Genomic DNA, 25240 nt, shown 5'->3' with positions numbered 1-25240 from the left:
AGAAAAGGAGATTTTCTTCATGAAATGCATTACCGTAAATAAAAATGAAGCAGGACAGCGCTTAGACAAGCTCCTTTCCAAATATCTGAACCTGGCAGGAAAGGGCTTTCTTTACAAGATGATGCGCAAGAAAAATATTGTGCTGAATGGGAAGAAATGTGACGGGTCTGAAAAGCTGTCTGAGGGTGATGAGATCAAGCTGTTCCTTGCAGATGAGACCATAGAGAAGTTTTCTGAGGTAAAGGTGCAGAAAGTAAAAAAAACAAAGCTGCACATCATTTATGAAGACGAGCATATCCTTCTGATCAATAAGCCATCCGGTATGCTTTCCCAGAAGGCAAAGGAGAATGATGAATCCCTGGTAGAATATCTGATCGATTACCTCCTTGATTCCGGAAAGCTGACAAAAGAAAACCTGCGCAGCTTCCGCCCATCGGTCTGTAACCGGCTGGACCGCAATACCAGTGGTCTGGTGGCAGCGGGCTGTTCCCTTGTGGGCCTTCAGAAGCTGTCGGCTATGTTTAAGGGCCGTTCCCTGCACAAATACTATCTGTGTGTGGTTTCCGGAGCAGTCCGGGAAAAAAAGAAGATTGAGGGATTTTTAAAGAAAGATGAAAAGACCAACCAGGTTACCATCAGCCAGAAAGAACTTCCGGACAGTGCACCAATTTGCACAGAATACGAACCATTGATGGAGAGCGGTGCATACACCCTTTTAAAGGTAACCCTGATCACCGGACGTACACACCAGATCCGCGCGCACCTGGCTTCCATCGGTCATCCGATCGTAGGAGATACCAAATACGGGACTCCACGGGTAAATGAAGAAGCAAAACGGAGCTATCACATTCATTCCCAGATGCTGCATTCCTGGAAACTGGTGTTCCCACAGATGGAAGCGCCGCTGGAATACTTAAGCGGGAAAAGTTTTACTGCACCTGTTCCGGGAGAATTTCAAAGGGTTCTTGGCATCCTTCCGGAAGGAGTGCGTTAGATGGGCACCTGGAAAAGCCGGGGGCTGCGTGGCTCCACGCTGGAGGATATGATTAATCACAGCAATGAGGTTTACCGCGAGAAAAAACTGGCCCTGATTCAGAAAATCCCAACCCCGATCACCCCGATCAGCATCGATAAATCCAGCCGCCATATCACGCTGGCGTACTTCGACCAGAAAAGTACGGTCGACTATATCGGGGCCGTGCAGGGAATCCCGGTCTGCTTCGACGCAAAGGAATGTGCTGTCAAAACCTTTCCGCTCCAGAACGTCCACGAACATCAGATCCGCTTCATGAAAGAATTTGAACAGCAGGGGGGAATCGCATTTATCATCCTCCACTTTACCGCGTTAGACGAACTCTATTATATTCCGTTTCGCGACCTGGAGCAGTTCTGGAAACGCATGGAAGAGGGCGGCCGCAAAAGCTTTACATATGACGAAATCGACAAAAGCTACCAGATCCACGCAAGCCGCGATATCCTGGTACACTATCTCGAAACCATCCAGAAGGATCTGGATGAGCGCGATAACAATATCTTACAGTAAACACAAATGGGCCGGAAGGTTCCGTCCCCGCCGAATGGCGGGACGAAACCTTCCGGCCCTCGTTCGTTACTGTGTAATATTGTTATATTTACTCTTGCCCATCCCAGCAGTACGTGCACAAACATTCTTTCGGAAGTCCGATGGACTTAACCAGGTCGTCCAGACGGTGGAATTTCAGGGTTGTGAAGTTTAAGCGCTTGCGGATCTCCTCGACCATTTCCTGATAATTTTTGCTGTCCGGGTTTGCGTAATCAGCTAATACTTCTGCAGATACGTCGTCGCCTTCCCGGTCGCGGATGATGCGGCGGGTGATCAGGTCTAACTCAGAATTGGAGCGGGAGAAGTTTAAGTATTTACATCCGTAAAGGAGCGGCGGGCATGCCGGGCGGATATGTACTTCTTTTGCACCGCTCTCATAAAGAAATTCGGTTGTTTCACCTAACTGTGTGCCGCGGACAATGGAATCGTCGATCAGAAGCAGGCTCTGGTCTTTGATCAGGGCGCCAACCGGGATCAGCTTCATTTTTGCGATCAGGTTGCGCTGGCTCTGGTTCTGCGGCATAAAAGAACGCGGCCAGGTAGGTGTATATTTGATAAACGGCCTTGCAAACGGGATACCGGATTCGTTGGCATAACCGATCGCATGGGCGATTCCGGAGTCCGGAACACCTGCGACGATATCCGGGTGGATAGTTTCTTTTTTGTGCCCCGGACAGTTTTCACAGCTGCCACAGCCTAAATCCCGGTCAGCCAGGATCTGTCCGCAGCGATAACGCATTTCTTCTACATTGATTCCTTCGTAGCTGGAGGTTGGGTAGCCATAGTATACCCATAAGAAGGAACAGATCTTCATTTCTTTTCTTGGGGCAGAAAGCTGCGTAACGCCGTCTGAAGTTACCCGCACAATCTCTCCAGGTCCCAGTTCATAGCAGTCATGATAGCCGAGATTGATATAGGCAAAGCTTTCAAAGGAAACACAGCAGGCATCTTCTTTTTGTCCTACGGTCAGCGGGGTACGGCCATAGCGGTCTCTGGATGCATAGATTCCTTCTGGTGTAAGGAGCAGGATCGTCATGGAACCCTGGATCATCTCCTGCGCGTAGAGCAGGCCATCGACCAGACTTTGCTTCTGGTTGATGATCGCAGCCGTCAGCTCGGTGGCATTGATCCGCCCGCCGCTCATTTCCATAAAGTGGATATGTCCGTTCTGGAAAGCATGCTGGATTAGCTCTTCCTCATTATTGATCTTGCCGACAGTTACGATCGCATAGCTTCCTAAATGGGAGTGGATCAGCAGTGGCTGTGGTTCATTGTCTGAAATCGAGCCAATTCCGGCATTTCCTTTCAGTTCTTCTACATCCCGTTCAAATTTCGTACGGAACGGGGAATTTTCTATATTATGAATACTTCTCTGAAAACCAGATTCTCCATATACAGCCATGCCGCCGCGGCGGGTACCCAGGTGAGAATGATAGTCTGTACCAAAAAACAGATCCATCACACAGTCATGCTTGGAAACAACTCCGAAAAAGCCTCCCATAGTCTCAAACTCCTTCCAAATCGATTGTCATCATGCAAATTCACGTTACTGTCTGCGCAGGAAATGAGCAAAACCGTTACACGTGTTCTTTCTATCACAAATACAGAAATAGTGTATCATATATCGTCATATTTATACAACGGCTATTATATATAAAATATACTAATAAATAACAGATGAGGAATACTAGCCATAACCGGAGTCTATTTGACGTGTTTTTTGAAAAGTCGTAAAATGTTTAAAACAGTGGAAAGATATTGATTGACAATTCAGATACTTTCTCCTATAATTGGAATCACGTTATCGAATTAGCACTTTACCATAGCAAAGTATTGGAGACGGGATTATGAACATGAATAACCAGTTACTGCATACCCCCGAGGGTGTGCGTGATATTTACGCAGAGGAATGTGCCAGAAAGCTTGCCGTGGAGCAGAAGATCCAGCATGTATTCGGGCTTTACGGATATCAGAGCATTGAGACACCGGTGTTTGAGTTCTTCGATATTTTCAAAAAGGAGCGCGGAAGCGTAGGCAGCCAGGGAATGTACAAGTTCTTTGACCGCGACAACAACACTCTGGTACTTCGTCCGGATATGACACCGCCCATTGCACGCTGCGTGGCAAAGTATTATATGGATGAGACAAAACCGCTCCGTCTGTGTTACCTTGGCCCTACCTTTATCAATGGGACCAGCTATCAGGGGCGCTTAAAAGAATCCACCCAGACGGGAGCCGAGCTGATCGGTGATGATACCTCCGATGCTGATGCAGAAATGATCGCGATGGTTATTGACGCATTAAGAGAGACCGGCTTAAAGGAGTTTCAGGTGGAACTGGGGCAGGTGGAATTTTACCGTGGACTGGTTGAGGAGTCCGGAATGGATGAGGAGACCCAGGAAAAGCTCCGCGTCCTGATCGAAAATAAAAATTATTTCGGTGTGGAGGAGCTCTTATCCGAACAGACCATGAGTGAAGACTTAAAAAAGCTCTTTCTTAAGCTTCCGGAGCTCTTCGGAGACATTGACCAAATCCGCATCGCAAAAACAATGACAACGAATAAGCGGGCGCTTGATGCGATCAAACGTCTGGAAGAAGTACAGGAAATCTTAGACAGCTATGGTCTTGGCGATTATGTTTCCTATGATCTTGGCATGCTGAGCAAATACTCCTATTATACCGGCATCATCTTTAAGGCTTACACCTACGGTACCGGCGAGTACATCGTTGCGGGTGGCCGTTATGACAAGCTGCTTGAACAGTTTGGAAAAAAAGCTGCCGCAGTCGGATTTGCCATTATGGCTGACCAGCTTCTTCTGGCTCTTTCCCGTCAGAAGATCCGTATCGATGTAAAAATGAACGATACCATTATTTTGTACGATCCGGCAGCGAGAGATAAGGCAATCCGCCTTGCCTGCCAGTTCCGCAATGCAGGAATCCCGGCGCAGCTGACACCGCGCACGGAAACAGAAGGCATGGATGCTTATCTGGATTATGCAAGGCGGTTCCAGATGCACCGGCTCATCAGCCTTTTGGGTGACGGAAGCACTGCATCCGTCTATGATACAGAAACCGGCGTATCGGTAAATCAGGCTTACACGGAAACTGTCCGGGATTACATTCACTAAAGGAGACTGGCAATTATGAGATATCTTACCTTTGCGCTGGCGAAAGGAAGGCTGGCCAATAAATCCCTCGATCTTTTCGAAAAGATCGGCATCACCTGTGAAGAAATGAAAGATAAAGATACGAGAAAGCTGATTTTTACCAATGAAGAGCTTGGCTACCGGTTCTTCCTCGCAAAAGCAAACGATGTTCCAACCTACGTGGAGTACGGAGCAGCCGATATTGGTATCGTTGGAAAGGATACGATCCTGGAAGAGGGAAGAAAGCTTTATGAGGTTCTGGACCTGAAGCTTGGCAAATGCCGCATGTGTGTGTGCGGGCCGGAATCAGCCAAAGAGCTTTTGCAGCATCATGAGCTGATCCGCGTTGCCACCAAATACCCAGCGATCGCGAAGGATTACTTCTATAATAAAAAGCACCAGACCGTAGAAATCATCAAACTGAACGGCTCCATCGAGCTGGCTCCGATCGTTGGACTTTCCGAAGTGATCGTCGATATTGTAGAAACCGGTTCGACCTTAAGAGAGAACGGCCTGACGGTCCTCGAAGAGGTTTGCCCGCTTTCTGCCCGCATGGTGCTAAACCAGGTCAGCATGAAGCGGGAGCACGAGCGCATTACCAAAATCATACAGCAGTTAAAGAATCTGATCCAGGAGGCATAACCAATCATGAGAATTGTAAAATTAGATGAACAAAGCAGGGCAAACATCCTTGCAGATTTATTAAAGCGTGACCCGAACAATTACAGTGCTTACGAGGGCACAGTCCAGGAGATCGTGTATGATGTACGCGCCAGAGGCGATGAAGCCCTGTTCGAGTATACAAAAAAATTTGACGGCGCAGAGCTCTCTGCAGACAATATTCGTGTAACCCAGGCAGAAATTCAGGAGGCACTGTCCCAGGTAGACCCGAATCTTCTGGCTGTCATAAAAAAATCCATGAAAAACATCCGCGAGTACCATGAAAAACAGAAACGTTACAGCTGGTTCGACAGCAAACCAAACGGAACCATTCTTGGTCAGAAGGTAAGCGCACTTTCCAGTGTCGGTGTTTATGTTCCGGGCGGCAAGGCAGCCTATCCGTCTTCTGTATTAATGAACATTATCCCGGCTGAGGTTGCAGGAGTCGAGAAGATTGTTATGGTAACGCCACCAGGAAAAGACGGAAAAGTAAACCCGGTTACCCTGATTGCTGCACATCTGGCAGGCGCTACCGAAGTTTATAAAGTCGGCGGTGCCCAGGCAATCGCAGCGCTGGCTTTTGGAACCAAATCCATTCCGCGTGTCAATAAGATCGTTGGACCTGGCAATATTTTCGTGGCTTTGGCAAAGAAAGCAGTCTATGGTCATGTGAGCATCGACAGTATCGCCGGACCGAGTGAAATTCTGGTCCTTGCAGATGAAACCGCAAATCCACGTTATGTCGCAGCGGATCTGTTATCCCAGGCAGAGCACGATGAGCTTGCATCTGCAATCCTGGTTACTACCAGCATGGAGCTGGCAGAAAAAGTTTCTGCTGAGGCAGAGGCGTTCGTTCAGCAGCTTTCCAGAAAAGCCATCCTGGAAAAATCTCTGGAAAACTATGGTTATATCCTGGTAGCTGATTCCATGGAAGACGCAATCGAAACCGCAAATGCCATTGCATCCGAGCATCTGGAAATCGTGACAAAGAACCCGTTTGAAGTCATGACGAAGATCCAGAATGCCGGCGCGATCTTTATGGGCGAGTACAGTTCCGAGCCGCTGGGCGATTATTTTGCAGGCCCGAACCATGTCCTTCCGACCAATGGAACCGCAAAATTCTTCTCCCCGCTAAGTGTAGACGATTTCATTAAAAAATCCAGCATCATCTACTATTCCAAAGAAGCACTGGAGCCGGTTCATAAGGATATTGAAACCTTTGCAGAGGCAGAGCATCTGACTGCACATGCAAATTCCATCCGCGTACGCTTCGAGTAAAAAATAAGAACAGGAGGTAGTGCTCATGGCACGCTGTGCGACCATAGAACGCAACACAAAAGAGACGAAAATCCGTCTGACCCTGGACCTGGACGGAACCGGAAAAGCAGATATTCACACAGGCATTGGCTTTTTTGACCACATGTTAAACGGATTTGCAAGACATGGTTTGTTTGACCTGACCCTGCATGTAGACGGGGATCTGGAGGTCGATACCCATCATACGATCGAGGATACCGGTATTGTGCTGGGACGTGCGATCAAAGAAGCCGTAGGAGATAAAAAAGGCATTGTCCGTTACGGAACCATGATCCTGCCCATGGATGAGGCACTGCTTCTTTGTTCCCTGGATCTTTGCGGAAGACCGTATCTGGTTTATGACCTGAAGCTGGACCGGGAAAAGGTCGGGGATCTGGAAACGGAGATGATCCGCGAATTTTTCTATGCAGTGTCTTACGGCGCAGAGATGAACCTGCACGTAAAGCAGCTTGACGGAATCAATAACCACCATATTATTGAAGGTGCATTTAAGGCGTTTGCAAAGGCGCTCGACAACGCAACCCGATACGACGCACGGATCACCGATGTTTTGTCGACAAAAGGCGTACTGTAAGTGGCTAGGTTTCACGTCTGTGTGCCTGGCAACAGAAAACGTATAAAAAGGAGAGATTCCCATGCAGTTATATCCGGCAATTGACATGAAGGGCGGCAAATGCGTCCGCCTGACACAGGGATTATTTGATAATGTAAAGGTTTATTCCGACACACCGGCTGATATGGCAAAATTGTGGGTCAGCCAGGGTGCATCCTTCCTCCATATTGTGGATCTGGACGGTGCGCTGGCAGGACGTTCCGTAAATGAAGATGCGATCCGTGCGATCGTATCCAGTGTGGACGTTCCGATCCAGCTTGGCGGAGGCATCCGCAGCGTGGAAGCAGTGAAAAATATGCTGGAACTTGGCATCACCCGCTGCATCATTGGAACGCGCGCCGTGGAGCGGCCGGAATTTGTGAAAGAGCTGGTTGCAACCTTTGGTGCCGACCGGATCGTAGCCGGTGTCGATGCGAAAAACGGCATGGTGGCAGTGGAAGGCTGGGAAAAGGTAAGCAGTCTTTCGGCTTTGGATCTTTGCCTGCAGATGAAAGAATTCGGGGTAAAACATATCGTTTATACCGATATTTCCAAAGACGGTACCTTAACCGGTCCGAACGTCGAGTACACAAAGTTTCTGACTAAGCAGACCGGACTGGATGTGATCGCCTCCGGCGGAGTTTCCTGTATGGACGATCTGGTCCGCTTAAATGACAGCCAGATCAAGGGCGCCATCATTGGAAAAGCATTATACGAGAAAAAGATCAGCCTGCCGGATGCGGTAGCGCGGTTTGAACAGGGAGAATAACTATGGCAGAATTTAAACGGTTACTTGCGCAGCTTTGCTGCGATGGAAAACAGGAAGAGGAAGTGCTTCCTTTTGCCTCTGCTGCCGGGAATGACGGAGCAGACGGTCTGGTATTTGCCGATGGTTCCAAAAACGATGAGGAGCATGATTACAACATTGGCCTGATCCGGAAAATGGCAAGGGCGATCGACATTCCGATCTATGCTGGCGGACGCGTAAAACGCCTGGAGGATGTGAAGAAATACCTCTACGCAGGTGCGAAGGGCGTATTTTTAGATGCATCTGTGGAAGAAAATGTGGATCTGATCAAAGAAGCGGCAGACCGCTTCGGCAGTGAAAAAATCTTTATCCGCTTAAACCAGAAAGACCAGACAAAACGGATCCCGGAGTATGCGCAGCTGGGAGCATCCATGGCACTGCTGGAAGATGCTGTTCTTCCGGAAGCTGTGGAAGTGATCCATACGATGGATGAACAGATGCATTATTATATAGTCAGCAATGCAGACGAAATCGCAAAACTGGCAGAAGAGCTGAAAGCAGACGCGGCTGCCGGTTTTGTCCTCGCCAGCCTGGCTCCGGAAAATGGAAATTATATGGAAAAGAAGCAGGAACTTGGCAGCCTTGGAATTGCGGTAGACATTCTGTGCAGCAGTGTTTCCTGGGGAGATTTTAAAACCAATTCCGACGGCCTGGTTCCGGTCATCGTCCAGGATTTCAAGACTTCCGAAGTGCTGATGCTTGCTTATATGAACGAACAGGCCTTCGCAGATACGCTCCGCACCGGCAAGATGCATTACTACAGCCGGAGCCGGAAGAGCCAGTGGTTAAAGGGCGAGACCTCCGGACATTTCCAGTATGTAAAGTCCCTGCACTTAGACTGTGACAACGATACGATTCTGGCGAAAGTCCATCAGATTGGTGCGGCCTGCCATACCGGTTCCCGCAGCTGTTTCTTCCAGACACTTGCTGAGAAAGAGACCAAAGAAACCAATCCATTGAAGGTATTTGAGGATGTCTTCTCTGTCATTCAGGACCGTAAGAGTCATCCAAAGGAAGGCTCTTACACCAACTATCTGTTTGACAAAGGCATCGACAAGATCTTAAAGAAAGTCGGGGAAGAAGCGACCGAGATCGTCATTGCAGCCAAAAACCCGGACCCGGAAGAGATTAAATACGAGATTTCCGATTTCCTGTACCATGTCATGGTTCTCATGGCGGAGCGCGGTGTGACCTGGGAGGATATCACAGAAGAGCTTGCGAACCGTTAGAATTGTTTATAAAATCACAGAGTGTTGGCATAAAAATTGCAGCAATGCAGTTACGGTATGCCAGCACTCTTTTTCTGCGTGACAAAAAGCCCTTGATTCGTCAAAAAAATAACTTATGAATATGTCAGAAGAGACATAGCCGACTGCAGAAAAACATGGTATACTTTTACATTATAAAAACAGGAGAGTTATGATCATGCAGCAGACAAAAGAATCACATGACCAATACTACGAAATGGCCAATGCGCCGGTCGGACGTGTCATCTCAAAGCTGGCTGTCCCAACCATCATCAGTATGCTGGTCACCTCGATTTATAACATGGCTGACACTTTTTTTGTAAGCCAGCTTGGGACCAGCGCTTCTGGCGCGGTCGGAATCATCTTTTCAGCCATGTCGATCATTCAGGCATTATCGTTTATGATCGGAATCGGATCCGGAAATTACATTGCCCGGCTGATCGGGGCAGGAAACCGGGAGCTGGCCGAGAAGCTTGCTTCCATCGCTTTTTTTACCGGCTTTTTTATGGGACTGGTTATCACGGTCCTCGGAACTGCCAACATCCATGCGCTGGTTATGATGCTTGGATCTACCGTAACCATTGCGCCTTATGCCGAAGCCTACGCATCCTATATTCTGATTGCGGCACCGTTTATGATGACTTCATTTATCATGAATAACATTCTACGGTTTCAGGGAAAAGCCTTATTTGCCATGGTCGGCATCACAACCGGAGGTATTTTAAACATTGTCCTTGACCCGGTATTTATTTTCGGTATGGGTATGGGGACCGCAGGCGCTGCGCTTGCAACAGGCATTTCCCAGTTTGTCAGCTTTTGCATTCTGCTTGTGATGTGCAATTTCCGAAAGGACTGCATTTCCATCGATATCCGTAAGTTCCGTCCAACTGTAAAGCTTTACGGACAGATTTTGTATGGAGGTGTGGCATCACTTGGGCGTCAGGGAATTGCCAGTGTGGCAACCATCCTGATGAATGTCATGGCACAGCCATATGGGGATGCAGCCATTGCGGCTATGTCCATCGTGAACCGCTTTATGATGTTTGTTGGCTCGGCCATGATTGGTTTCGGTCAGGGCTTTCAGCCTGTCTGCAGCTACTGTTTTGGTGCCGGGTTATATAAGCGTGTGAAAGAAGCCTGTATTTTCTGCATCAAAGTCAGCACTGCTGTGCTTTTTGTATTTGCACTGGCTGGCCTTGCCTTTTCTGGAAATATTGTTGCGGTATTCCGGAAAGACGATCTGGATGTTATCCGGATCGGAACACTGGCACTCCGTATGCAGCTTTGCACCTTGCCGCTTATGGGAGTCACCGTTATGGGCAATATGACACCGCAATCCATGGGCTACGGAACCTGGGCAACCGTGGTTTCCACCGCCAGACAGGGATGGTTTCTGATACCGGTCCTTCTGTTTCTGACTCCGGCAGTCGGCATTCTTGGAATCCAGATCGCGCAGCCTCTGGCAGATGCAGGAACCTTCATTCTGGCCGCATGGGTACTTCACAAAATCTTTAAGGACCTAGAGCAGAAAGAAGAGGGCGCATTACCATAAAGAATGGATTCCAAAATGGAACATTCTATTTTCAGAAATGTATGCGTGAAACAGAATAAAGCGGCTGATATATTACAAAAGGAGTTTGAGAAATGGAAAAAACAATGAAAACACGCAGATTAGGAAAAACCAATCTTCAGGTCAGTGAGATAGGTTTTGGCGGCGAGTGGCTGGAGCGCCATCTGGAAGAAGAGGGCATTGAGCTGATCCGCTATGCTTCTTCCAAAGGAATCAATATTCTGGACTGCTGGATGGCAGATCCAAAATCCCGCGATGTCATCGGCAAGGGAATCAAAGAGAACCGCGAATCCTGGTATATCCAGGGACATATCGGTTCTACCTGGAAGGACGGGCAGTATTTCCGCACCCGCGATATGGCTTATGTGCGTCCGGCTTTTGAGGACCTCTTAAAGCGTCTGCAGACAGACTATATCGACCTTGGCATGATCCACTATGTAGATTCCGAAGAAGAGTGGGAAAGCATCCAGCATTCCGATTATCTGGATTATATCATGGAGCTGAAAAAGAATGGCGTGATCCGTCACATCGGTATGAGTTCCCACAATCCGAAGGTGGCCGCGAAAGCGGCAGAGTCCGGCTATGTGGAGATGATCCTCTTCAGCATCAATCCGGCGTTCGACATGCTTCCGGCCAGCGAGCAGATTGAGACGATGTTCGCGGATGAATTCGATGCAGACTTAAGAGGCATTGATGCAGACCGTGCGCGCCTGTATAAGCTGTGTGAGCAGCACGATGTCGGGATTACCGTTATGAAAGGCTTTGCAGGCGGGCGTCTTTTCGATGCAAAGCGTTCCCCGTTTGGCGTAACACTGACACCGGTGCAGTGCATCCACTATGCACTTACCAGACCTGCAGTCGGCGCGATCATGTGCGGATATGACACAAAGGAACAGGTCGATGCGGCTGTTGCTTATGAGACAGCATCAGAGGAAGAAAAAGATTTCGCATCCGTGATTGCCAATGCACCGCTTCATTCTTACCGTGGAGAGTGCACCTACTGCGGTCACTGTAAACCGTGCGTGGTCAATCTGGACATTGCCATGATCAACAAATTCTATGATCTTGCAACCATGCAGCCGGCCGTACCGGCAACGGTACGGTCCCACTATGAGCTTTTGGAACATCGGGCATCGGAGTGTATTGGCTGTCATGCCTGCGAATCCCGCTGTCCGTTCGGGGTTGCGATCGCAGAGCGGATGGAAAAGACCGCGAAGTTGTTTGGATGTTAGGCGTTTTCATAAGAATTTTTGCACAACAGGAATCCTTGGCAAACGAAAGATTTCGTTTTATAATGGTCAGGTCTGTTTTTATGTTGCTGTTTACGCATTGCGCAAACAGCAACATTTTTGCAGATAGAATGAAAAAAGGAATGGTACAGAAACAATGTGGTTTTGGTTAGCCGTTACGGCACTCTTATTCTGGAGCGGTTCTGATCTGTTTTCCAAGATCGGCTGCCGCGGAAACGACAAATATGCCCATTTGAAGATGGTCATTGCAGTCGGCGTTGTCATGGGTGTCCATGCAATGTATGAAATTTTTGTGGGAGGAACGATTGTCACCTGGCATGTGATCCTTACTTACCTGCCGGTATCTCTGCTTTACATTTCCTCCATGACACTGGGCTATATCGGCCTGCGTTACATTGAACTTTCGATTTCTTCCCCAATCTGTAATTCCTCCGGTGCACTGGTAGCAGTTCTCTGTTTTCTGACCGGCACACTGGACGAGAGCATTGAGGGAACCATGCGTCTGGCCGTGATCGGTGCCGTGGCACTGGTATGTATCGGTGTGATCGGTCTTGGCATCGTAGAATCCAGGGAAGACGATGACCTGCGCCGCGCACGTCAGGAAGCATCCAACTACAAATATGCGAAGTCCTGGCTGGCTTTATTCCTTCCGGTGGCTTACTGCCTTCTGGATGCAGCAGGCACCTTTGCAGATACCTTTGTGCTGGATCTTCTGGCTGGGGAAGCAGAGGCAGCCGGACTGTTTGCAACCGCAGAAGAGTGCTCTTCCTATGCGGCATCTTCCGCAAACTGTGCTTACGAACTGACCTTCCTCTTTGCTGCAGTCTGCTGCGTGATCTACGTAGCGCTGATCAAAAAAGAACGATTTACCGTGAAACAGGAAGGACCGAAATACATTGGAGCACTCTGTGAGACGGCTGGTCAGTTTGCTTATATCTTCGCATTATCGGATACCGCACATGCAGCAATCTCCGCACCGATCATTTCCGCATACTGTGTCGCTTCCGTTGTATGGAGCCGCATCTTCTTAAAAGAGAAGCTGTCCTGGAAGCATTATGCGATGATCCTGCTGGTTGTGATCGGTATCGTAATGCTTGGGGTATTTGACATTTAACAATTCATAGAAATATTTTATCTGGTGGTCAGAATATTCTGGCCGCCTTTTTTTACACAAATTTTATGGAAATAAAGCAAAAAGCTTAAAATACAGTCGTACTTTGCTGATCGTATTTTACATGGATTTAACATTGCCTTTACGTGGGTATGGTAGATGCAAATGCCCTCAGCATTTATGATAATTAGGATAAATATTGAATGATGTAAGAACGATTACAAAGGAGAAGGTACGATGAATGAAAATGTAAAGATCTTTTTTGGTCTCATTGGCGGTTTGGCGCTGTTTTTATATGGCATGAACAGCATGAGTGACGCGCTTCAGAAAGCAGCGGGAGAGGGCATGAAAAAGATTCTCAGCTTTCTGACGAAAAATGCAGTCATGGGCGCGCTGGCAGGAGCCTTAGTCACTGCCGTATTGCAGAGCAGTTCCGCGACCACCGTTATGGTCATCGGATTTGTCAGCGCTGGCCTTATGAGTCTGCCGCAGGCGATTTCCGTTGTTTTCGGTGCTAACATCGGTACGACCATGACCGCACAACTGATGGCATTTAAGATCAGCAACTATATCTATCCGATCATCTTTCTTGGATTTATGCTGAATTTTGCCAGCAAAAAAGAAAAGATCAAAAACATCGGTATGGTAATCTTCTCCTTTGGACTTCTTTTTGAAGGAATTGAAATTATGGGCGGCGTTATGAAACCGCTTGCAAGCAGCCCGTTTTTTGTAGACATGATGGGACGTGTTTCCCATATTCCGGTACTCGGGGTACTTCTTGGTGCCGGTATGACCCTTGTGGTACAGAGTAGTTCCGCAACGATTGCAGTACTTCAGAACTTCGCTTCCCAGGCGGGCCCGGATGGGGTAACCAGTGTGATCGGTCTGACCGGCGCAATTCCGATCCTGTTAGGTGACAATATCGGTACCACGATCACAGCACTGTTAGCTTCTATCGGCCAGTCAAAAAATGCAAAAAGGACGGCACTGGCACACAGCGTTTTCAATATTACGGGAAGTATTGTATTTCTGTTTTTGATTCCGGTTCTCGCTGGCTTTGTGCGTTTCATTTCCCCGAAGGGACCGGAGCTGGAAGTCATCTCCAGACAGATTGCAAACGCCCACACAACCTTTAATGTTGTCTGCACACTGATCTGGCTTCCATTGATCCCGGTCATGGTAAAAATTGTTACCTTTCTTGTTCGCGGACAGGATCAGCAGGAACGTCAGACTTACGAGCCGAAATTCCTTGAAAACCGTGTCCTGACTCAGCCGACCGCAGCTCTTTACCTTGTCTCAGAAGAGATTCAGAGAGTGGCCGGTTTCACCACACAGATGTTAGATAACATGAAGCTTTCCTTTGTTGGAGACGAACCGCAAGCTGCTTACCAGAACTTTAAGGATATGAACCTCGCGGTAAAGAAGCTTCAGGAGCAGATCGGAAGCTATATTGTAAAGATGTTTTCCAGAGGTGCCCTGACGGAACAGCAGTCCGAACAGGCGGCAGGACTTCTCTATATCAACAATAATATCGAGCGAATTGCAGACCGTTGTGAGGAAATCAGTGCTGTTGCGGAATTTTCACAGGAACATGGCGGAATCTTCTCGGAAGACGCAAAGCATGAGCTGGAGACTGGCATCGGGACACTGGAAAATCTCTTTTCCACCGCAATGCAGGCACTCGAAAACGGCGATAAGGATATTGTTGCCAAAGTAACAAAAGACAAAAATAAGATCCGGAAGCTGCAGAAGCAGAACAATAAAGCGCATTTATCCCGTGTGAAGAAGAATACCTGCTCCTCTGATATGACAAAGCAGTATTCTAATCTGCTTTATAACATCGACCGTATCGCAGACAACTGCGTGAGCATTTCTGAAGAGGCGATGGATAACATTTCGTTCCAGAAATTGTACCAGAATAATGCAAATCAGGAAATGGCAGGAGAGCATGCTTAGCTTATACAATGTCGATCTTCTTCACGCTCTTTCTTCGTTCTTCTTCGATCGCCGCATAGAACTTCCGGGTGATGTTGACATCGTTGTGCCCTAAGATATCCGCCACAAGGTAGATATCGTTCGTTTTCGCGTAAAGGGCAGAGCCGTAGCTGCTCCGGAGCTTGTGCGGCGTGATTTTCTTTTTGGGTGTAACGATAGCAGCATATTTTTTTACGAGATATTCTACGCTTCGCACGGCAATGCGCTTTCCCCGCAGGGAAAGAAAGAGGGCCGGTTCCTCTGCCGGATCGATACCGGCACCTTTTCGCTCCTCAAGGTAATGTTCCAGATGCCGTGTGACTTCATCGCTGAAATACACAGTTGCTTCTTTTCCGCCTTTCCGGTGGATGTGAATGCTCTGCTCTGTTAAATCTACATCCCCCAGATTCAGACCGACGCATTCCGAGACACGGATTCCGGTTCCAAGCATTAAGGCAAGGATGGCACAGTCCCTTGCCTTTGTTTTTTCGTGAAATTGCTTCTGCTTCGGTGAAAGGCCGTTACCATTCTGCGCTTCTTTGATCAGCTCCCGTATTTCCTCCTGGTTTAAGCGGACAATTTCCTTTTCCCGGATACGCGGCACCTGCATGGACAGCGTCGGATTGGTCTTGATCTGCCCCGTGCGGTAAAAGTAGCCGTAAAAGCTTTTCAGGGAAAAAAACTTGCGCTTGATCCCGGCCTCTTTATTCGTATTTTTATGGTCCGGGTCATCAGGCCGGTATTTTAAAAATTCCAGGTAACGCTCCAGATCCGTAACGCTGATTTCAGTGAAATCGTTCATGGAAATCTCACTTGTCTGCAGGTTCAACAATTCCGGTTTCAGGTCCCGGATAAACACAAAAAACATGTTGATATCGTAAGCATAGGAGAGTCTTGTCATAGAAGAGGTTGCAGGCTCGATTCCACGAAAGAAATCCGCACAGAAAGGCGGGAGAGAGGCAAGCAGCTCCTGCAGCTTCTTTTCATTTTTTAAGTCACGCTGTTCGTGATATTGCAGTTCTTCCATATGAAATTACTCCTTATTCGCCTGGTTCTGGTTCGGAGCTAATGAAGCTCTCAGTTGTTCCAGTTCTGTCTGCAACCGGACATTCTCCCGGTCGGACGTCCGCAACTCCTCCTGCAGTTCTCGCTCTTTGGCGATCACGGCACGTTCCAGCTTTAAGTCCGCTTCCATCTGAGCCTGCTTTAACTGGTTCTGCGTATCGGCATCCTTCTCCTGAAGCTGTCTTTTCAGGTCAGATACCTGCACCTTATACTCCAGCATATGGCTTTCCAGCTCCCGGAGTTTTTCCTGGTTCTGTCCGGCAATACTCTCTAAATTTTTCCTCTGCGCAGTTTCATGCGACAATGTCTGCTCCAGCTCCCTGGTTTTTAATTTCAACTCCGTATTTTCTGATTTCACCAAAGCTTCCGCTTTTTGCAGCTCGTGAAGCTTTTGCAGCTGTTTTTTCAGTTCCTCATTCTGCGTCTGAAGAAGCCGGTTCACTTCCTCCTGGTCGGAGATTGCCTTCTTTGCGGAGTTCAGCTGATTCGTTGCGTATTCTGCCTGTTCTTTTAAACGGTTCTGTTCTTCTTCCAGCTTCTTTGAGACAGCCTCTGCCTGTTCTTTTTCTCCCTGCAAAGCTTCCATCTTTTCCCGCAGTTCATCAATGGTACGGTCCTTTCTTTTTAAGTCAGACTGAAATTGTTCGAGAACACGTGCCTCTGCATTACTGCTCAATTCAATGCTGTTGATATACGCAGATAATAGCTTCTTGCAAAGGCGTTCAAAATTTTCAATTTCCACAAGACGTCCGGGAGTAGCAGCCTTCGCATTGTTTAACTCCAGAACCTGCATCAGATGATCAAACCCCTGTGCCTGGTTCATTCCATGTGTGGTGCAAAACTGGCGGAAAGCCTCCGCGGAATCCGGATCAATACGGAAATTGACCTGTTTGCTTTCTTTGACGGTTCGTTCTTCTTTCATCTATTCAAATCCTCCAGGAAAATTAATCCTTTTTTACTTATATGATAGTATAGCATATCGAAAACATGTTCGTCAATTCTTATTGTGTAACAAACTCAAAAACGATATACATTGTTATACATGTAATCGCTATACATAACAACGTATAATGTGATAACAAAGGAAAAACTCGGAGAAGTATACGAAAATCAGTAAAAAAGAGCATAGGGTATTGAGCGATAATTCTTAAAAATGTGCAGACAATTTAACAAAATACCAACATGGAAGGCAAAAAGCAGAACGGATATTCGAAAAAGTAGCTTTAATATTGCGCAAAACCTTAGTTTTACGCAATAATGGAGAAATATTCGCGTTTGTTCATATTGACAGTTAATAACATAATTCATCAGAATATTTGTTTTAATATGTATCATTCACCCTATATTGTACAAATAGTTTTTATCAATCCGTTTTAAAGCATCGATATTGCCTTATGTGTCTGATAAAAAGTAGAAGTAGGGCTTATTACGCAGAATATTTACATTTAAGAAAAAAGTGATTATAATCCTATAGGATGAAATATTCTCAGGAGGAGATACTGAAACGATGTCAATTTTATTTGCGATCATTTTTCTGGTACTGATTTTCAAGTGCGTAGGCCTTGTACTTTCGATCTGCGGAAAACTATTGGGAGCAGTTCTTAGTGTACTCGGATTTATCATTTCCCTGGTGATCGGGGCAGTGGTGTTTGGACTTTCTACCGCATTTGCCATGGTGCTGCTGCTGATTGGAATCGTGTGGCTGGTCATCCGCATCATTCTGTAAGGCAAGGCAGAACAACGAAGCTTACACAGAAAAACTCCGCTTGTTTTCAGTCAGCTGGCACCATTTGACAACCTGGAAAACTGGGAAAACAAGCAAACGAAACTATTTATAGGAAAGAGTGAAATACGTATTATGAATATCATCGATCAATTTGGAACTGTTGTTGGTAACCAGTCCCTGAAAGATCCGGAAAAAGCCCGCCGTCTTCTTCTTACAGGTTACCGCCTGCAGGAGAAACGGCTTCAGTTTTTTCCGGACCGGGAACTTCCGCCGTCCGGCCAGTATGTGGCACGGGTGGTTATGAAAAATATCATTCAGTCTCTGGCAAAGCCGGAGCAGGCAGCTATGGTCAGCATTTTTGTGCCGGGAGAGCTGGTGACAGCTGCCGGACTGACCCCATATTCCGTAGAGGCATTATCCTGCTTTCTGGCAGGAACAAAATGTGAGCAGGCTTTCCTGCGAAAAACCGAAGAGGAAGGCTTTCCGGAAACCATGTGTTCCTATCATCGTGTCTTTCTGGGAGCCGCACTGACCGGGATTCTGCCAAAACCCAAATGCATGATCTACACAAACCTTGCCTGCGACGGAAATATGATGACATTTCCTTATTTAAAGGATTCCTACGATTGTCCTGGTTTTTACATTGATGTGCCGTATGAAAAGAACCAGGAATCGGTTCTGTATGTGGCAGACCAGCTTCGGAAACTGAAATTATTCCTGGAAGAAGTAAACCGGACCCAAATATCAGAGGAAGCGGTGAGTCTGGCCGTCGACAACAGCCGGAAAGCAGCTGATTATTATAAGAAGCAGCTTGCTCTGCGCAGCGAACACGATCCGGTTACATCCCTGACCAATGAACTGTATGCTCTTTTTATGTGTCATCTGCTTGCCGGTTCCGAATCAGCTGTCAAGTATACCAAAATGCTGCTGGAAGATGTAAAAAATGCTCCGAAGGGAGAGGGACTTTCAGTCCTGTGGATGCACACCCTGCCGTTTTTACAGGCACCGGTAAAGGAATTATTTAACTACAGCAAAAACATGCATATCCGCGCCTGCGATTTTATCGCGGATGGATTCCGGGAAATGCATTCCGAAGATCCGTATGAGGCCATGGCAGAGAAGATGGTTTACTGCATTTATAACGGCAATGTAAACCAGCGGATCCAGATGGCAGAGGAGCTGGCCGAGATTACCAAAGCAAATGGTGGTATCCTGTTTGCACACTGGGGCTGTAAGGGAACCATCGGCGCTTCCAGCCTGATCAAACGTTCTTTAGAAGATGCGGACCTGCCGACCATAATTCTGGATGGGGATGGATGCAATCCGGCCAATACCAGTGACGGTCAGGTTTCCACCCGTCTTCAGGCTTTCGTGGAGATGCTGGAAAAAGGAAAGGAGGAAGCACACGCATGATCCATTATGTTTGTAAATACACCCCGTTAGAATTATTTCGTGCATTTGGGGAGGACTGTGCTGTTCTGGAAGAAATGCCGGAAAACTTTGAATTGTCCGACCAGATCGCACATGCCAATCTGTGCGGATTTGGCAAATCCGTGATCCAGGCGGTTCTGGAAGGAAAAGTGGAGGAACTGGTCCTGGTAAACTGCTGCGATTCCATGCGCCGCGTTTACGATATCGTAGAAAGCACAGGAAGATGCAGATTTTTGTATATGCTGGATCTTCCACACGATGATAACGAATGTGAAAAAGAAAAATTTGCAGGTGCCCTCCGCAGATTAAAAGAATCCTACGAGGCTTATTCTGGAAAACAGTTCGATAAAGAGCGTTTCTTGCATTCTTTTGCCCTGCTTCACACAAAAAGCCGTCCTTACATCGGCGTGCTTGGCGTGCGGGTCAGCGGTGTTTTAGAACAGATGATCCGCGAAAACTTCGAGATGGACGTAGAAAACCTGACCTGTACCGGAGGGCGCAGACTGTCTGTGATTCCAAAAGAACTGGAACAGATGGAAGAAGACGCGCTTTTCCTGGCTTATGCAGATGCCCTTCTTAGCCAGATGCCATGCTTCCGCATGAACCACAGCGCACGCAGGAACCGCCTGTATCTGGACCCGGCATTAAAGGGGATTATTTATCATACGATCAAATTCTGCGATTACTATGGTTTTGAGTATGCAAGCATCAAACGGGAAATCAAAGTCCCGATTTTAAAGATTGAAACCGATTTTACCAGTCAGAGTGCCGGACAGCTTTTAACCAGGATCCAGGCATTTTCAGAAACCATCGAGGGTTCCGCAGATATGGACCCGGGAAAAGGAATCAGTGAGGAGGCTAAAAAGCAGATGGAATCAGGAGTATATTATGTAGCAGGAATCGACAGCGGTTCCACCAGTACCGACGTTGTGATTCTGGATCAGGACGGAAAGATCAAGTCCTCCATGATCATTCCGACCGGCGGCGGAGCCATGATGAGTGCCGAAAAGAGTCTGGATCTGGCAATTGAAAAAGCCGGGATCAAAAAAGAAGAAATCGTGCGGATCGACACCACTGGCTACGGACGCGCTTATATTGAAGGCGGGGATGACAGCATTACCGAGATTACCTGCCATGCGAAGGGCGCCAACTACTTAAATCCAAACGTGCGCACGATCATCGATATCGGCGGTCAGGACATCAAGGCGATCAGCATCGATGAAAACGGAGCCGTAAAAAACTTCCTGATGAACGACAAGTGCGCTGCCGGAACCGGCCGTTTCCTGGAGATGATGGCAAAGACGCTCGGTCTTTCCCTGGAAGAAATGAGTACTCTGGGATTAAAATGGAAGGAAAACATTGTCATTTCCAGCATGTGCACCGTATTTGCAGAGTCTGAGGTTGTATCCTTAGTGGCCCAGAACAAGGACGTGTCAGACATTATTCACGGACTGAACGTGTCGGTTGCTTCCAAGGTCGGCGCACTGGCTGCCCGGCTTGGCAAAGATCATCCGGGTGAATATATGATGACCGGCGGGGTTGCCAAGAACCAGGGTATTATCCAGGCGCTGGAAGAAAAGCTTGGCGCAAAGCTCTATATCTGCGAGGAAGCTCAGCTTTGCGGAGCACTTGGTGCCGCATTGTTTGCATACGAAAAATGCAAAGGGGAATCTGTCCAGAAATAGAAATTATGACGTTGCCGGACACGCACGCGCGAACAGTAACATTATGATGATCTGTACCATGGAAAGAACTTGATTAACCGGCTGAAATTAGGTAAGATTTTATAATAAGGATACGCCATTATTCATTTTATTTCAGGGGGAGAACATGAATCAGAAGAAAACACGATCAAACCGGTATCTTCACTTTTTGCTATGTTTTGTCTTGTTCATACTTGCATTGTTTCCATCTTCTGCACTGGCAGCGGAAGAAACAGCGACAAAGGTTGTCCGGGTTGGGTGGTACGAGGATTCCTACCACATCACCGGCGAAAACGGCATCCGCAGCGGCTATGGCTATGAATACGAACAGGCTGTAGCTGCTTATACCGGCTGGGATTACGAGTATGTAAAGGGCGACTGGTCCGAACTGCTCAGCATGCTGCAGGAAGGAAAAATTGATCTTATGGCAGCAATTTCCTACACCGATGAGCGTGCAAAGACCATGCTGTTTTCCGACATTCCAATGGGAGAGGAAAAATATTACCTGTATGCAGACCTTACCCATGCGGACATTTCCGCCTCGGATCTTTCTACCTTAAATGGCAAACGCGTGATAGCCATGGAAAAAAGCATTCAGGCAACGCAGTTTTCCGTATGGGAAGAAAAGCATAACATCAAAACAGAGCACGTCAATGCGGACAGCATCGAAACTGCAAAAGAAATGATCGCTTCCGGCGATGTTGTGGGTGTTATCTCTACCGAAACACCAGAATGGGTAGAAGCAGGCATGTCTGCGATCGCCACAACCGGTGGTTCCAGCATTTACTATGCGATCAACAAAAACCGGCCAGATTTAAAAGAAGAACTGGATATCGCCATGCGCAACATGGAATATGACAAGCCGTTTTACGCAGACGAACTCTACCAGCGCTATCTGACTGCAGAGTCGGTTGCCGTTCTTTCTGGCGAGGAGAGCGACTGGTTATCGCAGCATGGCGCGATCCGGATCGGTTTTCTAAAGAATGACCCTGGCGTGAGTTCCATTGATGCATCAAGCGGTAACCTGACCGGCATCATCAACGATTATATGGAATACACTGCAGACTGTCTTAACAATTATACGCTGCAGTTTGAGCCGGTTGGTTTTGATTCCCAGGAAGCAGAGATCCAGGCCTTAAAAGCCGGAGACATCGACATGATCTTCCATGCAGCCCAGAATCCATATGCCTCCCAGGAAGAAAAATTATCCCTGTCCAACACGGTCTGGACATTCAATCTGGCTGCAATCACAACACAGGATTATTTTGATGAAAATGCAGAAAACACCGTCGCGATATCCAATGATAATCTTTCCTTAAAGCAATACGTATCCTACAACTATCCACAGTGGAAGATATTGGACTGTTCCTCACGGGAAGATGCCGAAAAGATGGTCTGCCGAGGCGAAGCAACCTGCTTTATCACAAGGGCAAACCAGGTGACGCCTTATATCAAAAACACACGGTTTCACAGCATCTTTCTGCTCAAAGCAGATAACATTTCTTTTGCTGTAAAACGTGGTGATTCAAAGCTCTTGTCGATTCTGAACAAGACGTTAAAGACCATGCCGGCATCAAAATTGACTGGTGCTCTGTCTTTCTATAATAATTCAGCAAGAAAAGTCACCCTGATGGACTTTATCCGTGACAATATGCTGATTGTGATCTTTATAGTTACTTTGACTTTCGCCGGAATCCTTCTGATCATTTTGGGATTTTTGCGTAAAGCAATGAAAGCAGAAGCAAAAGCAAAAAAAGCAGCCAGTCAGTCACAGGAGCTGAACAAAAAGCTGAAAGAGAGTCAGGATGAATTAAAAGCAGCTTTAATCCAGGCAGAAAGCGCAAACTCTGCCAAAACGACATTCTTAAACAACATGTCGCACGATATCCGGACACCAATGAATGCAATCATTGGCTTTACATCGCTGGCGGCATCCCATATTGACAATAAGGAGATGGTGAAGGACTATCTGGCAAAGATTGGGACATCCAGTGAGCATCTGCTTTCCCTGATCAATGATGTTCTTGATATGAGCCGTATCGAAAGCGGAAAAGTAAAAATCGAAGAGAAACCGCTGCATCTTCCGGACCTGCTGCACGATATCCGGACCATCATCTGCCCGTCCATCAGTTCCAAACAGCTCGATTTTCTGATCGATACGGTCGATGTGGTTGATGAGGATATCATTGCAGACAAGCTGCGCCTGACACAGATTCTGCTGAACATTTTGAGCAACGGTGTCAAATACAATAAGACAGGCGGTACCATCAGCCTGAGAGTGAAGCAGGAAAAGAAAGCACCGAAAGGCTGTGCAACCTATCACTTTATCATCCGTGACACCGGAATCGGCATCAGCAAGGAATTCCAGAAGCATATTTTTGAGAATTTCTCCCGCGAAGAGACTGCAACCGTCAGCGGCATACAGGGAACCGGTCTCGGCCTTTCCATCACAAAAAAAATCGTAGAAATGATGGGCGGCACCATTCATCTCGAAAGCGAAGAGGGCGTGGGCAGCGAATTCGATGTATGCCTGACCTTTAAGCTGAGCGGTGAGCGAAAAGTTTATCAGAGGATCGAATCACTCCGGGGGCTTCGTGTTCTGGTAGCTGACGATGATACCGATACCTGCCTGAGCATTTCCTCCATGCTGACCGAAATCGGAATGCGCTCTGAGTGGACAGTTTCCGGAAAAGAAGCAGTTATCCGTGCGAAGCACGCAGCCGATATGGGTGATGACTTCTATGCCTATATCATCGACTGGCTGATGCCGGATATGAACGGAATTGAGACGGTACGCCGGATCCGCAGAGTCATTGGCGACAGCAGCCCGATCATTATCCTTACCGCGTATGACTGGTCCGATGTGGAAGAAGAAGCAAGAGAGGCGGGAGTTACTGCTTTCTGTGAAAAACCACTGTTTATGTCAGAACTGCGTGACATCCTTACAAAACCAATAGAACTGAAAAAAACAGGTGAAAACACATTGCCTGTCATTCCGGCAGGGAAAAAGATTCTTCTGGTCGAAGATAATGAACTCAACCAGGAAATTGCCACAGAAATCTTAAAAGATGCCGGATTTGTAGTCGATGTTGCAAACGATGGTTCTGTTGCAGTACAGAAGATGGAAGCTTCCACAGCCGGACAGTATGACCTGATCCTGATGGATATACAAATGCCGATCCTAAATGGCTATGAAGCAACCAGAAAGATCCGCGCCATGGAAGCGCCGCATTGCAAACAGATTCCGATCATCGCCATGACTGCAAATGCATTTGACGATGACCGCGAACTGGCACTGCAGTGTGGTATGAACGGATATCTGGCGAAGCCGATCCAGATTAAACAAATGTTAAAGCTGATCGGCTCGATGTTATAAAAATACTAGAATAAATTCATAAGGAAGGCGAAGATTATCGAGTTACTGCGTAGATAATCTTCGCTTTTTGAGCATTTTTAATATAATGAGTGCAAAGTAAATCTGGAAGACGAAGAACAGACTTGCACAAAAATAAGAAATACCTTATAATGACTTGGTTACTTTGCACTGTGCCATAAAATGTGGTTTTGCATGACCTAAGATAAAATTCCGTTTATGACACAAGTTCAAAAAGAAAAATACGATGGAAGAGACAGAAAACGGAGTCTCAAAAAATCGAAGAAATGTAGGTAAAATAAGGCTTTATGAGAAAATTAGCATTAAGCGACGAAATATTATTGAGCGTCCAGCAGCCCGCCCGCTACCTCGGAAACGAGATGAATGTGGTGGTCAAGGATCCGTCCACCACGGACATGCGTTTCTGTATGTGTTTCCCGGACGTTTTCGCGAAATAAGGTGATATATTGTGATATATGCACAAAATTATGCGAACGGCATACGGATATAATTGTGCATAGTGCAAAAGAAAACGGACAATCCAACACAAATCAACGCTGTCGTAATGCCTGCAAAAAACCTGTTTTGTCGTAATGAAAGAAAGGAAAAAGCGCAGAAATCGCTTCGTAGCCATTGGAGGCTGTCGCACTAGCAAATATTTTTTGCTGGGCGGCAGCCCTGCTTT

The 25240-nt window shown here is 47.1% G+C and carries 20 protein-coding genes; 17 read left to right on the top strand and 3 right to left on the bottom strand.

What is annotated here, in order from left to right; genetic code table 11:
• Positions 1-19: 19 nt before the first annotated feature.
• Both DW922_RS14925 and DW922_RS14920 read left to right on the top strand, forming a co-directional pair.
• On the top strand, positions 20-994 hold the full coding sequence (locus DW922_RS14925; RefSeq protein WP_118726999.1) for an RluA family pseudouridine synthase: 975 nt from the start codon (positions 20-22) through the stop codon (positions 992-994).
• Positions 995-1543, top strand: a complete 549-nt coding sequence (locus DW922_RS14920) for a Holliday junction resolvase RecU (RefSeq protein ID WP_118721006.1) — start codon at positions 995-997, stop codon at positions 1541-1543.
• Positions 1544-1631: 88 nt separating this feature from the next.
• Here the strand turns inward: DW922_RS14920 and DW922_RS14915 are convergent, their stop codons facing one another.
• A complete protein-coding gene (locus DW922_RS14915; protein ID WP_118726998.1) occupies positions 1632-3083 on the bottom strand; it encodes an amidophosphoribosyltransferase in 1452 nt (483 codons plus the stop codon).
• A 346-nt stretch (positions 3084-3429) separates the two neighbouring features.
• Here DW922_RS14915 and hisZ point away from each other — a divergent pair, with 346 nt between their 5' ends.
• From hisZ to DW922_RS14865, 10 genes are all read left to right on the top strand, one after another.
• Complete coding sequence (gene hisZ, locus DW922_RS14910) at positions 3430-4710, top strand: ATP phosphoribosyltransferase regulatory subunit (RefSeq protein WP_195715085.1); 1281 nt, start codon at positions 3430-3432, stop codon at positions 4708-4710.
• 15 nt (positions 4711-4725) lie between these two features.
• Entirely contained in the window at positions 4726-5370 is a 645-nt protein-coding gene (gene hisG, locus DW922_RS14905) for an ATP phosphoribosyltransferase (protein WP_195715084.1), read from the top strand.
• 6 nt (positions 5371-5376) lie between these two features.
• A complete protein-coding gene (gene hisD / locus DW922_RS14900; protein WP_118726996.1) occupies positions 5377-6666 on the top strand; it encodes a histidinol dehydrogenase in 1290 nt (429 codons plus the stop codon).
• Positions 6667-6691: 25 nt separating this feature from the next.
• The gene (gene hisB / locus DW922_RS14895) at positions 6692-7279 is read left to right on the top strand and encodes an imidazoleglycerol-phosphate dehydratase HisB (protein WP_118721007.1); all 588 of its coding nucleotides are present in this window, start codon (positions 6692-6694) and stop codon (positions 7277-7279) included.
• A 61-nt stretch (positions 7280-7340) separates the two neighbouring features.
• On the top strand, positions 7341-8066 hold the full coding sequence (hisA, locus tag DW922_RS14890) for a 1-(5-phosphoribosyl)-5-[(5-phosphoribosylamino)methylideneamino]imidazole-4-carboxamide isomerase (RefSeq protein WP_118726995.1): 726 nt from the start codon (positions 7341-7343) through the stop codon (positions 8064-8066).
• 2 nt (positions 8067-8068) lie between these two features.
• Positions 8069-9334 carry a bifunctional phosphoribosyl-AMP cyclohydrolase/phosphoribosyl-ATP diphosphatase HisIE gene (gene hisIE / locus DW922_RS14885; RefSeq protein ID WP_118726994.1) on the top strand — a complete coding sequence of 422 codons (1266 nt, stop codon included), beginning with the start codon at positions 8069-8071 and terminating at the stop codon, positions 9332-9334.
• Positions 9335-9530: 196 nt separating this feature from the next.
• A complete protein-coding gene (locus DW922_RS14880) occupies positions 9531-10904 on the top strand; it encodes an MATE family efflux transporter (protein WP_118721009.1) in 1374 nt (457 codons plus the stop codon).
• Between the two features lie 92 nt (positions 10905-10996).
• Positions 10997-12154 carry an aldo/keto reductase gene (locus DW922_RS14875; RefSeq protein ID WP_347560325.1) on the top strand — a complete coding sequence of 386 codons (1158 nt, stop codon included), beginning with the start codon at positions 10997-10999 and terminating at the stop codon, positions 12152-12154.
• Between the two features lie 154 nt (positions 12155-12308).
• Positions 12309-13286, top strand: a complete 978-nt coding sequence (locus DW922_RS14870) for an EamA family transporter (protein WP_118726993.1) — start codon at positions 12309-12311, stop codon at positions 13284-13286.
• A gap of 234 nt (positions 13287-13520) precedes the next feature.
• A complete protein-coding gene (locus DW922_RS14865) occupies positions 13521-15239 on the top strand; it encodes a Na/Pi cotransporter family protein (protein WP_118726992.1) in 1719 nt (572 codons plus the stop codon).
• A gap of 1 nt (position 15240) precedes the next feature.
• Here the strand turns inward: DW922_RS14865 and DW922_RS14860 are convergent, their stop codons facing one another.
• Positions 15241-16284, bottom strand: a complete 1044-nt coding sequence (locus DW922_RS14860; protein WP_118726991.1) for a tyrosine-type recombinase/integrase — start codon at positions 16282-16284, stop codon at positions 15241-15243.
• Between the two features lie 6 nt (positions 16285-16290).
• Positions 16291-17244, bottom strand: coding sequence for a hypothetical protein (locus DW922_RS14855; protein ID WP_118726990.1), 954 nt, complete (start codon positions 17242-17244; stop codon positions 16291-16293).
• Between the two features lie 585 nt (positions 17245-17829).
• Here DW922_RS14855 and DW922_RS14850 point away from each other — a divergent pair.
• The 5 genes from DW922_RS14850 to DW922_RS17515 all read left to right on the top strand — a co-directional run bounded on the left by DW922_RS14850 (position 17830) and on the right by DW922_RS17515 (position 25013).
• The gene (locus DW922_RS14850) at positions 17830-18048 is read left to right on the top strand and encodes a hypothetical protein (RefSeq protein WP_118530775.1); all 219 of its coding nucleotides are present in this window, start codon (positions 17830-17832) and stop codon (positions 18046-18048) included.
• Positions 18049-18180: 132 nt separating this feature from the next.
• The gene (locus DW922_RS14845) at positions 18181-19461 is read left to right on the top strand and encodes a 2-hydroxyacyl-CoA dehydratase family protein (protein ID WP_118726989.1); all 1281 of its coding nucleotides are present in this window, start codon (positions 18181-18183) and stop codon (positions 19459-19461) included.
• Positions 19458-21164 (top strand): acyl-CoA dehydratase activase, encoded by a 1707-nt coding sequence (locus tag DW922_RS14840; protein WP_118726988.1) that lies wholly within the window; start codon positions 19458-19460, stop codon positions 21162-21164. Before DW922_RS14845 ends, DW922_RS14840 begins: the two co-directional genes overlap by 4 nt.
• Before the next feature lie 145 nt (positions 21165-21309).
• Positions 21310-24558: a response regulator gene (locus DW922_RS14835; RefSeq protein WP_118721017.1), complete on the top strand. Its 3249-nt coding sequence runs from the start codon at positions 21310-21312 to the stop codon at positions 24556-24558.
• 305 nt (positions 24559-24863) lie between these two features.
• Positions 24864-25013, top strand: a complete 150-nt coding sequence (locus tag DW922_RS17515) for a hypothetical protein (protein ID WP_154106754.1) — start codon at positions 24864-24866, stop codon at positions 25011-25013.
• The last annotated feature ends 227 nt before the right edge of the window (positions 25014-25240 follow it).

The sequence above is a fragment of the Clostridium sp. AM42-4 genome (assembly GCF_003480105.1).
Classification (GTDB): Bacteria; Bacillota; Clostridia; order Lachnospirales; family Lachnospiraceae; genus Brotaphodocola.
Note: the sequence above shows the minus strand (reverse complement) of the source record. Positions and strands in the feature narration are given on the sequence as shown.

Excerpts from the sequence above, each read along its gene's own strand:
- DW922_RS14860 (WP_118726991.1), bottom strand. The coding sequence starts at position 16,284 with ATGGAAGAACTGCAATATCACGAACAGCGTGACTTAAAAAATGAAAAG.
- DW922_RS14845 (WP_118726989.1), top strand. The coding sequence starts at position 18,181 with ATGAATATCATCGATCAATTTGGAACTGTTGTTGGTAACCAGTCCCTG.
- DW922_RS14920 (WP_118721006.1), top strand. The coding sequence starts at position 995 with ATGGGCACCTGGAAAAGCCGGGGGCTGCGTGGCTCCACGCTGGAGGAT.
- DW922_RS14915 (WP_118726998.1), bottom strand. The coding sequence starts at position 3,083 with ATGGGAGGCTTTTTCGGAGTTGTTTCCAAGCATGACTGTGTGATGGAT.
- hisIE (WP_118726994.1), top strand. The coding sequence starts at position 8,069 with ATGGCAGAATTTAAACGGTTACTTGCGCAGCTTTGCTGCGATGGAAAA.
- DW922_RS14855 (WP_118726990.1), bottom strand. The coding sequence starts at position 17,244 with ATGAAAGAAGAACGAACCGTCAAAGAAAGCAAACAGGTCAATTTCCGT.
- hisZ (WP_195715085.1), top strand. The coding sequence starts at position 3,430 with ATGAACATGAATAACCAGTTACTGCATACCCCCGAGGGTGTGCGTGAT.
- hisG (WP_195715084.1), top strand. The coding sequence starts at position 4,726 with ATGAGATATCTTACCTTTGCGCTGGCGAAAGGAAGGCTGGCCAATAAA.
- DW922_RS14880 (WP_118721009.1), top strand. The coding sequence starts at position 9,531 with ATGCAGCAGACAAAAGAATCACATGACCAATACTACGAAATGGCCAAT.
- DW922_RS17515 (WP_154106754.1), top strand. The coding sequence starts at position 24,864 with ATGAGAAAATTAGCATTAAGCGACGAAATATTATTGAGCGTCCAGCAG.
- hisB (WP_118721007.1), top strand. The coding sequence starts at position 6,692 with ATGGCACGCTGTGCGACCATAGAACGCAACACAAAAGAGACGAAAATC.
- DW922_RS14840 (WP_118726988.1), top strand. The coding sequence starts at position 19,458 with ATGATCCATTATGTTTGTAAATACACCCCGTTAGAATTATTTCGTGCA.
- hisD (WP_118726996.1), top strand. The coding sequence starts at position 5,377 with ATGAGAATTGTAAAATTAGATGAACAAAGCAGGGCAAACATCCTTGCA.
- DW922_RS14835 (WP_118721017.1), top strand. The coding sequence starts at position 21,310 with ATGAATCAGAAGAAAACACGATCAAACCGGTATCTTCACTTTTTGCTA.
- DW922_RS14850 (WP_118530775.1), top strand. The coding sequence starts at position 17,830 with ATGTCAATTTTATTTGCGATCATTTTTCTGGTACTGATTTTCAAGTGC.
- DW922_RS14865 (WP_118726992.1), top strand. The coding sequence starts at position 13,521 with ATGAATGAAAATGTAAAGATCTTTTTTGGTCTCATTGGCGGTTTGGCG.
- DW922_RS14875 (WP_347560325.1), top strand. The coding sequence starts at position 10,997 with ATGGAAAAAACAATGAAAACACGCAGATTAGGAAAAACCAATCTTCAG.
- hisA (WP_118726995.1), top strand. The coding sequence starts at position 7,341 with ATGCAGTTATATCCGGCAATTGACATGAAGGGCGGCAAATGCGTCCGC.
- DW922_RS14870 (WP_118726993.1), top strand. The coding sequence starts at position 12,309 with ATGTGGTTTTGGTTAGCCGTTACGGCACTCTTATTCTGGAGCGGTTCT.
- DW922_RS14925 (WP_118726999.1), top strand. The coding sequence starts at position 20 with ATGAAATGCATTACCGTAAATAAAAATGAAGCAGGACAGCGCTTAGAC.